This window comes from Streptomyces sp. NPDC107498, assembly GCF_055582805.1.
Genome location: NZ_JBVJPE010000039.1, coordinates 1 through 12,759, shown reverse-complemented (window position 1 = coordinate 12,759; position 12,759 = coordinate 1). Strand labels below are relative to the sequence as shown.

The 12,759-nt window shown below is 68.8% G+C and carries 8 protein-coding genes and 2 pseudogenes; 7 read left to right on the top strand and 3 right to left on the bottom strand.

Annotated features, from left to right (window positions below):
* Positions 1 to 143: 143 nt before the first annotated feature.
* The 3 genes from ACZ66Z_RS35550 (at position 144) to ACZ66Z_RS35540 (ending at position 3,531) form a co-directional block, all read left to right on the top strand.
* Positions 144 to 1,121: a terpene synthase family protein gene (locus ACZ66Z_RS35550; RefSeq protein ID WP_469940030.1), complete on the top strand. Its 978-nt coding sequence runs from the start codon at positions 144 to 146 to the stop codon at positions 1,119 to 1,121.
* Between the two features lie 134 nt (positions 1,122 to 1,255).
* Positions 1,256 to 2,812, top strand: a complete 1,557-nt coding sequence (locus ACZ66Z_RS35545) for a prenyltransferase/squalene oxidase repeat-containing protein (protein ID WP_469940028.1) — start codon at positions 1,256 to 1,258, stop codon at positions 2,810 to 2,812.
* Positions 2,813 to 3,102: 290 nt separating this feature from the next.
* Positions 3,103 to 3,531 carry a hypothetical protein gene (locus tag ACZ66Z_RS35540; RefSeq protein WP_469940027.1) on the top strand — a complete coding sequence of 143 codons (429 nt, stop codon included), beginning with the start codon at positions 3,103 to 3,105 and terminating at the stop codon, positions 3,529 to 3,531.
* 239 nt (positions 3,532 to 3,770) lie between these two features.
* On the opposite strand, the pseudogene ACZ66Z_RS35535 reads toward ACZ66Z_RS35540, so the two are convergent.
* Positions 3,771 to 4,982, bottom strand: a pseudogene (locus ACZ66Z_RS35535) (helicase associated domain-containing protein); the annotation flags it as partial.
* A 108-nt stretch (positions 4,983 to 5,090) separates the two neighbouring features.
* On the opposite strand from ACZ66Z_RS35535, the gene ACZ66Z_RS35530 reads away from it, so the two are divergent.
* The 4 genes and pseudogenes from ACZ66Z_RS35530 (at position 5,091) to ACZ66Z_RS35515 (ending at position 8,924) form a co-directional block, all read left to right on the top strand.
* A complete protein-coding gene (locus tag ACZ66Z_RS35530) occupies positions 5,091 to 6,248 on the top strand; it encodes a tyrosine-type recombinase/integrase (protein ID WP_469940025.1) in 1,158 nt (385 codons plus the stop codon).
* 30 nt (positions 6,249 to 6,278) lie between these two features.
* Positions 6,279 to 6,470: an ABC-three component system protein gene (locus ACZ66Z_RS35525; RefSeq protein ID WP_469940024.1), complete on the top strand. Its 192-nt coding sequence runs from the start codon at positions 6,279 to 6,281 to the stop codon at positions 6,468 to 6,470.
* Positions 6,416 to 6,754 (top strand): annotated as a pseudogene (locus ACZ66Z_RS35520) (three component ABC system middle component); the annotation flags it as partial. The gene ACZ66Z_RS35525 and the pseudogene ACZ66Z_RS35520, both read left to right, overlap by 55 nt.
* A 220-nt stretch (positions 6,755 to 6,974) precedes the next feature.
* Entirely contained in the window at positions 6,975 to 8,924 is a 1,950-nt protein-coding gene (locus ACZ66Z_RS35515) for a DUF3732 domain-containing protein (RefSeq protein ID WP_469940022.1), read from the top strand.
* 141 nt (positions 8,925 to 9,065) lie between these two features.
* On the opposite strand, the gene ACZ66Z_RS35510 is transcribed toward ACZ66Z_RS35515, so the two are convergent.
* A complete protein-coding gene (locus ACZ66Z_RS35510) occupies positions 9,066 to 11,735 on the bottom strand; it encodes a helicase associated domain-containing protein (RefSeq protein ID WP_469940021.1) in 2,670 nt (889 codons plus the stop codon).
* 416 nt (positions 11,736 to 12,151) lie between these two features.
* Positions 12,152 to 12,475 (bottom strand): hypothetical protein, encoded by a 324-nt coding sequence (locus ACZ66Z_RS35505; RefSeq protein ID WP_469940019.1) that lies wholly within the window; start codon positions 12,473 to 12,475, stop codon positions 12,152 to 12,154.
* Positions 12,476 to 12,759: the final 284 nt, after the last annotated feature.

Here is a 12,759-nt window from a genome sequence, read left to right as displayed (position 1 = left end):
CGGTGATTGCCCTGGTGGGTAACCCTCTCACGGTCGGCCATGGCACCGAGGGGTGAGGGCTGATCGTGCATGAGAAAGCGGGCCTCGTCGTACAGGTTCCGGCTTTTGACGATCACGCTCGGGTGGGAGAGGCAGGATCAGAGGTGGCCATACCGGTGATCCATCCGCGTGTTGCGGGCCGGATTCACCCGCGGGTCGAGCAGATCGGCCAGGGGCTGGAGGTGTGGGCGGCCAGGACCGGTTTGGCGACAGACGCTGAGGGCCGGGGACGGCTGCGGGCGGCGGGTTTTCACCGGATGGCGGCCCGTATGATCCCCGACGCTGCGGCCGGGAATGTGGCACGGCTGGCTCGGTGGATCACTGTCCTGTTCCAGCTTGATGACGAGCAGGACGAAGACCTCACGGGCCGCTCCACCACTGCGGTCCGCAACACCTACGCCGCGCTCACCGCAGTTCTCGAAGGCCGCAGTCCAGGCCCCGGGTCTTTGCTGCCGCCGGTGGCCGGTGCGGTGGCCGGCCTGTGGCCGGGCACCGCGGCCGGGATGTCACAGGCCTGGCGGCGCCGCTTCCAGGACCACCTGCACCAGCACCGGGACGCATTCCTGACGCAGATTACTCACCGCCGCCACGGCACCACACCGACGCCGCAGGACTATCCGGCGCTGCGCCGCGATGCCAACGGTATGTTCATGTACGACCTGGTGGAAGCTCTGCACCATGCCGAAGTCCCGGCTGCCCTCGCCGAGGCGCCGGTGTGGCGCCAGATGCGCGATGCGTCCAACGATCTGACCGCGTGGACCAACGACCTGCTGTCCTACCCACGGGAGGTGGCGGCGGGGGAGAGCACCAACTACGTCATCGTCCTGCAGCACGCGACCGGCTGCCGCCTTGAAGACGCCGTAAATCAGGTAAGCGACCTCATCGAGCGGCGCGCAGCGCAGATGACGACCGCCCGACACCAGCTGCACCATACCACCCGTGCGTTGAGTCCTTCCGTGCGGGCCGGTGTCGCCCAGGTCGCGTACACGATCTGCACCATGCCCAGCACACATATGGCCTGGCTGAAGGAATCCGGCCGCTACACCGCGCCCACGCACCCCGCACCGCAGACGGTGCGCTGATCACCCCACCCAGCCCGGCACCGCAATCTGTCCGCGCTCGGCCAACCCCTACCCCGGGGGGCCCGGCTGCGCCGCGAGGCTCCCCGCGGGTGCCGGGACGACGTCCGAGCGGAATGAGCAGGAAGGGTCGTGAGATGACAGACACCGCAGTGAAGCCCGAGGACTGCGACGGCGAACAGACCACTGTGCGACGGGTCGCGCAGCGGGTGGCCGGCCGGGTCGCGGCCGCGTTCGACGACCGTGGTGCGTTCGCCGAGCCGACCCTGAGCCGGGTGCTGGAGTCCGCGCTGATGCTGGCCCTCTTACGCCGACGCGACCTCTACCCGCGCGTCCAAGCGTGCCTGGAGCAGTTCATCACCGTCTCCCGGACCGATCCTGATCTGCACCCGGTGGAGCAGATGCTCGCCCGCGCCGCACTCGGCCTGCCCCAGCCGCCGCACGCCCTCGACCAGGCCCTGAACGACATCCCCGCTCACACCCGAGGCCGCAAGCGGACGCTGTTTGCCCTCTACCTGGCCGTCCTGGGCCAGGCCCCCTACCCGCCCCAGGCGGCCAGCCTGGACTACCGCGGGCCGACCACGTGGGGAGAGGTCACCGGCTGCGCCATGAAGATCCTCGCCATCCACGGCCTGGGCCAGGAGGTGGCACACGAGGACTGCCGTTTTCTTACGGCCCGGCTGGTGGCGGGCCGGCGTGAGGTGTGGGAGGGCAATGTCGGCGCGCACACGCTGGCCCTGCTCGCCCTGCATCACGCCGACACAAGCAGTCCGCTCATCGGCGACGGCATCGACGCCCTGCTCGCAGTGCGCAATCCCGACGGCGGGCTGCCCTTCGTCGGCGATCACACCTTGTTCCTGTCCGCCGTCGCCGCTCTGGTTCTGACCCGCTGCGCCCTGCCTGAGCACCGCGAGTTGCTGCTGAACATCGGCGACTACCTCGTCACCCACCAAAACCCCGACGGTGGCTGGGCGTACACCGAACGCGTCACCCAGTGCGACGCCGAAAGCACTGGCGCACCCCTCGAGGCCCTCCACGCCATCGACCCCGCCCGCTACGCCCGCCCCCTGCACCGCGGCCGCGAGTACCTCGCCGGCCTGGCGGGCGAGGACGGAGGCTTTCCCACCTACCTGCCCGGCGAGCCCTCCGAAGCGGTCATGACCGCCAACGCCATCCTCGCCCTGGCCCCCGACCCCGACCGCTACACCCCCCTCCTGCACCGCGCCACACTCCATCTGCTCGACGCCCAGGCCACCGACGGCACCTTCGAGCGCAGCTGGAGCCTGACCCAGACCCACGGCCTGCGCCGCGCTACCGCCGCCCTGACCTGCCTGCCACCAGCGGTCAGCACCCCGCTGCGCGCACGCGTGAAGACCGCTTTACGCCGGGCCGACGCCTACTGTGAGCACACACAGAATCCGGACGGTGGCTTCGGCCACGGGCCGTTTGACGACAGCGACGTCAGCAGCACGGCCCACGCCCTCAGCGTTGCTGCCACCCTGGGCCGTCCCGCGTGGACCGGCACGGCCCTGGCCTATCTGCTCGCCCGCGAGGAACCCGGCGGGGCCTTCACCTCACGACCCGAGCAGGTCGCCCCCCGACCCATCCCCTACCACCACCCCTCCCACCCCGCGGTCTTCACCCTCACCGCCCTGGGCGAACTCCACCACGCCCCGAAACCGCGGCAGCAATGACCGCACAAGCGGCCAGCACGGATGAACGGGCGGGTTCGGCGATCCACACAGCCAGCCATCAAAGGCAGGAGCGCGCCTGTCCGCTTTGCGCGTCGAGCGCTTTGCCACCTACCTGCTTCCCCACGGCGAACTGCCTGAGCTAGTGCTGAGGCGCGGAGCGGTTCTGGGTGAGGGGTCAGCGTGCAGCAGAACACCCCTCGTTCGGGTGGCAGAGCCGAGGGTCCGGCGCAAGCCAAGATCGCGTGCAGCGATGATGGCAGCCCGATCCCGTTCAACAAGGGGAGTGGACCATGGGCAACCTGCCTACTAAAAACTTCAAGATCCGTGACGCCTCGGCGGATCCCGTCAGGGCGGCGTTCCGGTGGGATGACGACACCTACATGTTCGTGTCGCACCATCGGACAGTAGGCCACCACAGGGAGGCTTTCCCCGCAGTGTGGGTCCGGGTCGCGGAGGAAGCCTGGGAGAAGGACGGCAACTGGGGCGGGTACCTGAAGGTGACCTGCGCGACCAACAAGGACATGTGGATCGACAGCACCGACGGGTACATGCGCGCAGTCTCACGGAAGGACGCCCCGATCCGCTTCATCGACAAGGGCGACCACTACGAGATCTGGCAGGACAGGGAGGACCGCCCACTGACCATCGTGGGAGACAAGGGATGGGCCCGATTCGTGAGGGGCGCTACCCCGGGCCGGTTCCTCATCGACGTCAACTGAACCCGCCAACTCAGGGACAGCCCGCTCGCCGGCGCGCCAAAGATCACCGGTGGCCCGTATACCGCGCCCCGGCGCCAGGCACCCTCCTGACGGAGGCTCGGGTCACCGCCAGGACGCCGGTAGCCGCCCCCGGCACCGGAATACGGGCCGCTGTGACGAGGCCCCGGGCCTCTGCGGCCCGGGGTCTCGTGGAGACGGACGCTGCGGTCAGGGGGCGGCTGTGCTGCCACGACCGGCCCTGTCCAGTCCATGCCCAGCTCCTGCAGCGCTTTGAGTTGGTGGGCGTCTAGCCGGTCTCTCCTGGATTTCGTGTTCGAAATCCATACGCCCAGCTTGACGGTCACCGCCTTCGCCTCACCGTTGACGGCGAGCTGCTCGCTGTGACCCCTCGGCACCGGCCGGTCACCCTCACGCTCCACCCACTGAGTAAGGGCCGCCAGGCCCCGCTGGAACGTCGCCTGCGTCTTACTCGGGCTCTTCGTCATGTGCGCGGTTGCCGGGGCCGGAGACGGGGCCTGGTCGGGCTGTACGCCCAGCTTCACCAGTCGTTCCTGCTGCTCGCTCGACAGCTGCGTCCAGGTGCTCGGGTTTTTCTGCCGCTTCAGCCACCGCCCGATGTCATCGCCCTCGAACAGCACCCTGGGTTCGATGGCCGGCAGGTGGCCGTCGGCGTCTACCAGGTCGGCGAGCACCCTGTAGTGGCGTTGCCAGTTGAGTGGCCAGGGGCAGTTCCAGTCCTTGTCGATCGCGGCCAGCTGCTTCGCGCGTTCCGCCGTCCGTTCCGCGTCCTTGCCCAGGCCGTCTTTGCGTCGGAGGTTGGCCATGTACTGGCCGACGGGCACCATCTCGTCGTCCTCGCCCCACATGGCGTCTTGTCGGGGCGCGAGGTGCCCCATGGCCCGCCGGTAGGACCGCAGCGCGGCGAGCTTGGCCTCCCACGCCTCCTCGCCCGGCTCCCAGACCATCCCGGCTTCCGGGGCGTCCAGCAGCGTCTTGCGCCGGTCCTCCAGCTCTCCGGCCCGCAGTGCCTTGCGCTGCTGATGCACCCACCGCCCGAGGGGGAAGTCCTTGGTGACGCCGACTTCGACCTCGGCGTCGTAGGGGACGGCGTGGAGGCCGGTGATCTTGTTCTCCTTCCGCCAGCGGATGAGGGCCTGGTAGCCCTCGAGCCACACCAGGGACTCCGGCCGGTACACCCGGGTGCGCAGGAACGCCGCGATCGTGGCCGCGTCGCGCGGGCTGGAGAAGTGCAGCAGGGCCGACTCGGCGGCCGTGCCGGCGTCGTCCTGCTCCTGGCCCTCACCGCCTCCCTCGCTGTCACCTGCGCCGCCGGTCCCGATGATCCGTCCGTTCTTGGTGCGCCGCAGGTGGATCTTGCGCTTGCCGCTGGTGAGGGCGCGGGAGGCGAGCTGTTCGACCAGGCGCTCGTCATGCGAGCGGAGGCCTTTTATCTAGGGGTGGTCGAAGTGTGAGGGATGTTTGTTTGGGTTGTCACCTGCGGGAATGGTTGCGGGTCGATCCCGGGGTGAGGGTGGGGGAGTGGTGGTTACGTTCGGCACGTGGAACGGATCTACGTGGGTGAGCGGGCTGTCTCTCCGGCGACGGGCGTGAGCCGGTGGGTGGTGGTCGATTCCCGGACCTACGGTCTGCAGAACGAGGCGGTGGCCTATCTTGCTTCGCTGCGGGCTCGGGACTGCTCACCGAATACCGAGCGGGTCTACGCCGGCAGAGTCGCTCTCTACCTGAACTACTGCCTGATGCGGCGGCTGGACTGGAAGGCGCCGGGTTTCCTCGGGCTTGCCGGGCTGCAGCAGTGGCTCGTCGAGGCGCCCTTGCCGTCCCGCAGCAGAAGGGCCCAGCCGGGGCTGGCCCGGTTCCGATCTCGGGCGACGGCGAACGCGGTGATGACAGCGGTGGCGGAGTTTCTACGCTTCGGTGCTACGCATGGCTGGGTGCCGGCCTCCACGACCGCCCTGCTGTCGGAGCCGAAGCTGCTGCGCTTCACTCCACCCGGCTACGACGCAGGCGAGTCCGGCCAGAGGCGCGAGGTACAGGCGGCCTCGTTCCGCTTCAGGATCGCTGAGCCGGGCTACGAGGACCTCAGCGACGAACAGATCCGCCACATGATCGCCACCGCCCCGAGAGCGCGGGACCGCTTCCTGGTGGCGCTGCTGGCCTGTACCGGTCTGCGGATCGGCGAGGCGCTCGGTCTGCACCGTGGCGACATGCACCTGCTGACCTCCTCGCGCGCGGTGGGCTGCGGGATCGAGGGCCCGCACGTGCATGTCCGCCGCCGCACCGACAACCCCAACCGGGCTCTGGCGAAGTCCCGCTTCTCCCGCATGGTGCCGGTCACCGCCGACCTGGTCGCGCTGTACACCGACTACCAGTACGAGCGGGACCGGGTGGCCCAGGCCGCAGAGTCGGAGATGGTCTTCGTGAACCTGTTCCGCCCGCCGCTGGGCGGTGCCATGTCGTACCCGAACACCAAGGAGACGTTCGACCGCCTGGCCCGTACCGCGGGGCATGCGTGCCGCCCGCACATGCTGCGTCACTCGGCAGCGACGCGCTGGCTGCGCGACGGAGTGGACCGGGATGTGGTGCAGCGGCTGCTGGGCCACGCCTCACCTCTGTCGATGGAGCGCTACCGCCATGTCGACGACGCGGAGGCGCGCGCTGCCGTCGAGCACATCGACTCCCTCAAGGAACGCCCGTGAGCCTCCCCTCCGTAGGAGGTGGGCCAGGAGGTGCTCGACGACACCATGGACAAAGTCGCCGGCAAACCGGCCCGCCATGGCAGCACCACCGCGGCATGGATCGGCCACGGCACCCTTCACGGCCTGGCCGACCAGGCGGCCACCGCGCACCCCGACCGCGCCCTGGGGTGGCATCCCGACTACACCGACCTGTGCAAGCAGCGGGAAGAGCAGGACCAGTGACCACCGCCCCTCACCGCAGCACGCTTGAGGCCAGAGCCCTATTCAACCCGGCCTTCGGCGCCTACCTCCTCGCCAGCAGCATCCATGCCGCAGCCAAGAAGGCACACACTCCCATGCCCTGGCCCAGCGTCTTCCTGGTCCTTCCGCTCGTCCTGCCCGCCGACACGCGAAGCTCCCTGCCGACCAGATCCACCATGTCTCTCAGTGCCTGGGTCAACGCCAACCCACGCCAGCAGGCCGCCTTCGCCGAACGAGCCGCGGCGCTGACCGACTACACCCGAGCCAGCCTGCGCACCGCCATGCGCCACCGCGCCATAGAAGTCACCGCCGGCAATCTCAACTGCTCCCGTGCGCCCAAGCCGCCCCTGGCGCCGAAGTCGCCGAGTGCGCCCGCGCTGCAACCCTCGTCGGCCGATGGCTCGCCACCACCGATCCCGCCCGCGCTTTCACCGTCCTCGGTGTCCGTCCCTGACCGCCCCTCTCACAAGGAGTCCCAGAACCGCCATGCAACTGCTCGCCCTGGCCCTCTACCACCGAGACGGCAGGAAAGACCACAGGGTCCTGCGTTTCCGCCCCGGGGCGTTGAACATCATCACCGGCGAGTCCGAGACCGGAAAATCCGAGGTCCAGGACATCGTCGACTACTGCCTGGGACGCCGCACCGCCAACCTGCCCGACGAACCGATCGACCAGTCCGTCGGCTGGTACGCCCTTCTGGTCACCTTCAAAGACGGCGGCCGCATGGTCCTCGCCCGGCCTCGGCCGACTGGTGCCTCCACCATCCATGCGATGGTGCGAACCGGAGACGCAACCCTTGAGCTCCCGCAGGCGGACGAGCTCATCGCCAACTCGAACGTCGCGGCCCTGCGCAGCGAAGTCAGCGCCCGGCTCGGCATCGAGGACTTTCGCTTCCAGCCACCAGCCGGAACCACACGAAACGCCTTCGACGTCTCCATCGCGCACGCCGCGCTGCTCTGCTTCCAGAACCAGAACGAGATCGCCGACAAGACAGCGCTGTTCCACCGCCAGACCGAGACCGGCATGGCGCAGACCCTCAAGGACACACTTCCCTACTTCCTTGGCGCCGCTGGCCCTGAACAGTCCCTCCGCCGTCACCACCTCGGCGAAGCCATCCGCGCGCAACGCCAAGCACAGCGCAAGTACGACGATGCAGTGCGCCAGCAGGCCGCCACCGATGCGGGCGGCCTGGCCCTCGTCCGCCTCGCCGAGAACGAAGGACTGCTCACCGACGTCCCGCCGGCACCTGACACCGGGCAGGTCGTCGCACTGCTCCAGCAGGCCCTCGACGCCTCGCCGCGAACTGCCGCGCCACTGGATCTGCCCGACCGGCGCTACGAACTCAACGAGGAACGCCGCGCGTTGCGCGAAGAACTCCAGGAATACGACGACACTCTCGCCGCAGTCGACCGCTGGCAGGAACAAGGCCGCGCCTTCACCGGAGAACTCCACCTCCAACTCGACCGCCTCAAGAGCCTCGCCCTCCTGGGCCCCGAGTACCTCCACGACACCACCGTCTGCCCCATGTGCACGCAGCCGCTTCAGGAGCCCGACCCCTCAGTACAGGAAATTTCCGACCTCACCACACGGCTCTCCGACGAACTCACCCACGCGCATACGCTCCAACCGGTCCGCGAGGAACACCGCCGCGCCCTGCAGGCAGAACGTGCTGCGGTCGCCGAACGCCTCCGGCTCAACGGGGCCCAACTTCGAGAACTCCTCGCCAGCGACGAGCGCATGCGTAACCTGCAAGAACAGCAGATGCGTATCGCCCACGTCCAAGGGCGGATCGCCGAGGCCCTCAGCCGCACCGGGACGGCCAGTGACATCAGCAAGTTGCGGCACGATCTCGAGCTGGCCAAGGACCGTGTTGCCACGCTCCAAGTCCTCGTCGACGAGGACGACGTCGCCGCCGAGACCGAACGCTGCCTGGCCGACATCGCGGTCAACATGACCGCCTGGGCCAAACGTCTCAACCTCGGGCAAGCCGCGAACGCAACCGAGGTCAGCATCAGCCTGAACCTCCTCAACGTTGTCGTCAGAAGCCCTGACGGACGACGGCCCCTGCGACGCATCGGCAGTGCCAAGAACCACATTGGCTACCACCTTGTCGCCCACCTGGCCCTGCATACCTACCTGCGAAGCAACAGCCGGCCCGTCCCCGGCTTCCTCATGCTCGACCAGCCCACCCAGGCGTTCTTCCCAGAGAAACCCCGAGACGCCTCTAAGGTCCAGGACGCCGACTGGGCCACCGTCACCGCCTACTTCACGCTCCTCGACGAAGTGGCACGACTTAACGAGGGCACCCTGCAGATCATCGTCAGCGACCACGCGAACCTGCCCGAACCATGGTTCCAGAACGCTGTGATCGCCAACTGGCGACCCGACGATGAAGGCAACCGCAACGCACTCATCCCCTTCGACTGGACTCCCTGACGAAGGCACCAGGACGAGACCCGCGGTTAAACGTGCTGGAACGGCGGATGCGGCATAGCGGGGACCACCTGGGCTCGCGCGGCAGTGAGCCCAGGCATGCCGGGTGTTAGCCGTGGCACAGAGGGTCCTTGCCGACGACTGTCAGATCCACTCGACACCCAGCTCTCGTAGTGCGTCGACCTGTTCCGCGGCGAGTTTGTCGCGCCGGGCCTTGGTGTTGGAGACCCATACGCCCAGCTTCACCACTACCGGCTCCGCCTGGTCGTCGATCGCGATCCGTTCGCTGTGCCCCCGAGGTACGGGCCGGTGGGCGCCTTCCCGTTCCACCCACTGCGCCAGCGCCGTCAGCCCCCGCTGGAACGCCTGCTGCGCCTTGCTCGGCCCCCTCGCCCCGCGACGGGCCGCGGGGGTGGGGGAGGGCGCCTGCTCGGGCTGCACGCCCAGCTTCGTCAGCCGTTCCTGCTGTTCGGGCAGGAGCTGTTTCCAGGTGCTGGGGTTCTTCTGGCGCTTCAGCCAGGTGCCTAGGTCGTCGCCTTCGAACAACACTCCGGGTTCGATGGCCGGCAGGACGCCGCCGTCCTCGTCGGCGGCGAGGTCGGTGAGCACCTTGTAGTGGCGTTGCCAGTCCAGTGGCCAGGGGCAGTTCCAGTCGGGGTCGATCTCCGCCAGCTGCTGCGCGCGCTGTGTCGCCCGTTCCGGGTCTTTTCCGAGGCCGCCTTTCCGGCGGAGGTTGGCCATGTGCTGCCCGACCGGCACCAGGCCTTCTCCCTCGCCTTCGCCCCAGACGGCGTCTTGCCGGGGTGCGAGGTGGCCGGTGGCCCGGTGGTAGGAGCGGAGGGCAGCGAGTTTGGTCTCCCATGCTTCGTCGCCGGGTTCCCAGACCATTCCGGCTTCGTCGAGGAGGGTTTTGCGGTGGGGGTCGAGTTCGCCTGCGCGCAGCGCTTTGCGCTGTTGGTGGACCCATCGACCAAGCGGGAACGTCTTCGTCGTCCCGGCCTCGGTCTCGACGTCATAGGGAACGGCGTACAGGCCGGTGATCCCGTTCTCGGTACGCCACCGGAGAAGGGCTTGGTAGCCCTCGAGCCAGACGAGGGACTGGGGGCGGATGACGCGGCAGCGGGTGAGGGCGGCGATGTCGGCGGCGTCGCGGGGGGAGGCGAAGTTGACCACGATCTCAGTGACCCGGTCGACCTCCTGCTGCGCCTGGCTGGTCTCCTCGGGCATGTCCCCGTTCTCCGGGCCGGCCGCGCCGGTGGGCCGGACGTGGATACGCCGCCGTTCGGTGCCGCGGGTCAAGGCGCGGGAGGCGAGCTGGTCGACCATGCGTTCAGAGTGCGAGCGCAGGGCCTGGAGGATGTCGACCAAGGGCTGGTAGCTGGCGGAGGCGATCATGTCCTTCGGGTCCTCCCCGGGCTGGAGGAAGACGGGGATGATGATCCGCGCGGTCTTGGCCCGGCCGTCCGGGTTGGGCCGCAGGGCGCGTCCGATGTTCTGGACGATGTCGACCTGGGAGCTGCGCGAGCCGACGATGCACACGGCTTCGACCCCGCGCAGTCCGGTGATGTCGACCCCGACGCCGAGGGCGCGTACGGAGGACAGGAACGCCCGGTGCACCCGCCGGCTGTCGGTATCGATGCCGTTGGCGAACCGGTGGATCACCTCCCGCCGGTGCGCGATGGGATGGTCCCCGCACAGCCAGTCCGCCCACACCCGATCCGCAGGCACGTGCCGGCCCTCCTCCAGCTCGTACAACTCTGCGTCGATCGACGATGCCGGCAGCTGCTCCGCCCCGGCGAGCGCCGCCGCGGATGCCTCAGAGACGTATAGCTCGGCGGCCGTCGCCGGCATCTGCTCGGCGAATGCCGCGGCTTCCTCGACCCGCTGGTGGAACACCATGGTGGTGTGCAGATTCCGCTGCGCCGCGTGCTCCAGCAGCGCCGCCTGCAACAAAGCCATGCGCCGGCCGCGCAGCGCGTCCTCAGACAGCCCCAGAATCGGGTCGGGGTCGCGGATCTCCAGTACGTCGATCTCGAAACCGGCGAGGATCGAGCGTTCTACCGCCTCCGCCAGCCCGAGATCGAAAATCCGGGTGCCGTAGGTGCGGGAGTCGTCCTCCATCGACGCGATGACCAGCTCCCGGCCGTCCCGGCCCCGCTGCGGCCGGGGCGCGGCCAGGATCCGCGGGGTCGCGGTCAGGTAGAGCCGGAAGTCGACAGGGATCCGGGACTGGTCGTGGATCGCCGCCCACGGCCGCCCCATGTCCCCGGCCGTCATGTGCCCCTCATCCAGAATGGCCAGGTCAAACGGGGCCATCCGCTGCCCGTACAACCGCTCCCCGCCCGCCAGAGCCGACTCCAACGGCCCAGGAACAGTCCCACGACCAGAGGCATCGGCGGGGTCCTCCCGGTTCACGAGAGAGGCATACGTGGCGAACACGACCACCGGCCCCGACCCGGCCCACAGAGCGAGCTGGATCGGATTGGTCGTGGTGCGCACCCCGAGCTGCTCCAGGACCTCGTCCTTGTCCACCGAGCAGACCGCGACCATCGGCGCGCGGTGCCCGACCCGCCGCCAGGACTGGGCACTCTGCACGATCAGGTCCAGCGTGGGCACCATCACCAGAATCCGCCCGCCCGGGAAGTACTCCAGAGCGCACGCAGCGGTGGTGATCGTCTTACCGGACCCGGTCGCGGACACCCCCATGGCACGCGCCCCCTCCGGAGGCACAAAAGATCTTGCAGGGAATCCAACCCAGTCACGAAAGCGCAATTTCTGGTCGACCTGGTGTTCCTTGAGCGGAACCAAAAGCATCTCTAAACCTCCCCGATTCCTATTCCTATGGTCCTGCAATGGCCACGTGCGGAATACAGGCCGCACCCGACCCGTTCCAGATCGACCCACCCGCCCAGCGCCAGCCAGGCTTTCCGCCCTTGCAGGGCGGCCAGCCGTCCGGGTCGTAGCGCCCGACACCGAGCGCGCAGAGAACACAGTCCTTCTCGCTGTTCACCAGCCGCGCCGTACACAGACCGCCGGCCTCGCCCAGCACAGGTGTCGCGCCGTGGTGTACGGATGGGCGCGCGGCAGCACGGACTCCCGGACGAACCCCTCCAGCCGCACCAAGCCCGCCCCGTTCACGCTGCCTCACGTTCGCGAAATGTACGGCCAGCTGCCCGACCGCCCGCGCGCCGTGGCAGCCCGCGATGCCCCCGGAACCTCGCCCACCGCCATCACCTCTTCGTCCCAACCGCCCGCGAACACAGCACACCCCAAGAAGCCGGCACCATGCCGCCCAGCTCCACCACCTCGCACTGCGCCCCGGCCACCAAGTCGCCCACCTCGCTCGCGGGCACGCCGCCCTGCGCCTCCAGGAGCGCGAACAGTCCCAACCGGGCTTTCACACCCGCCGCCTGATACTGCGCCACCCAGAGCATTAAATCGCTGCTCAGCGCGGGATCTGGCCCGGTAGACTCGTGATGACCAGCCATCTGGCCATCCTCTCGAAAGTTGGGAAAATCCCGAGTGGCCATCCGGGTATCCCTGATTTCTGCCAACGATACATGCTGCATCTACCTGAGGCAGTCACACCCCAGAACCTCACACGAACGAGCGACCCCCGTCCCTCGTAGCCAGCCAGGCCCGCGCCAGCGGGCCCCGGGCCCTGCAGGCGCAGCCGGAAGGGCCCTTGAGGCGGGGGAGCGCAGCGGACCCGCCGGCCCAGGAAAGAGCGAAGCGAAGCCCAGGGTCAGCGGGGCAAAGCCCCGCAGCTCCGGAAGCGCAGCAAACGGAGCGTCACCAAGCCTGCGAAGCAGGCTTGGTGAGCGGGACGCGCAGCGTC

Bases quoted from the DNA above. Each gene is read 5' to 3' on its own strand.
- ACZ66Z_RS35545 (WP_469940028.1), top strand. From the start codon at position 1,256: ATGACAGACACCGCAGTGAAGCCCGAGGACTGCGACGGCGAACAGACC.
- ACZ66Z_RS35510 (WP_469940021.1), bottom strand. From the start codon at position 11,735: ATGCTTTTGGTTCCGCTCAAGGAACACCAGGTCGACCAGAAATTGCGC.
- ACZ66Z_RS35515 (WP_469940022.1), top strand. From the start codon at position 6,975: ATGCAACTGCTCGCCCTGGCCCTCTACCACCGAGACGGCAGGAAAGAC.
- ACZ66Z_RS35540 (WP_469940027.1), top strand. From the start codon at position 3,103: ATGGGCAACCTGCCTACTAAAAACTTCAAGATCCGTGACGCCTCGGCG.